We start from the raw sequence: 202 nt of genomic DNA, 5'->3' as shown, positions 1-202 counted from the left end.
TCTTAGAACACGCCATCTCCCGCTACGGGCGCCTGGATATTGTGGTGCACAACGCCGGAATCACCCGGGATAAGTTGTTGGCCAACATGGATGGTGCCAAATGGGACTCCGTCATCGCCGTCAATATTGCCTCGCAACTGCGCATGAACGAGGTGTTCCTCGCCAGCCCGGCGTTTGGTAACAATTCACGGATCATCAGCGC

General features: G+C 56.4%; 1 protein-coding gene. It reads left to right on the top strand.

Going from position 1 to position 202, the window contains the following annotated elements; genetic code table 11:
- The coding region (locus RH81_RS16825; RefSeq protein ID WP_152604860.1) for an SDR family NAD(P)-dependent oxidoreductase at nucleotides 1-202 on the top strand (202 nt) is incomplete at both ends.

Source organism: Psychroserpens jangbogonensis (genome assembly GCF_000797465.1).
Classification (GTDB): domain Bacteria; phylum Bacteroidota; class Bacteroidia; order Flavobacteriales; family Flavobacteriaceae; genus Psychroserpens; species Psychroserpens jangbogonensis.
Note: the sequence above shows the minus strand (reverse complement) of the source record. Positions and strands in the feature narration are given on the sequence as shown.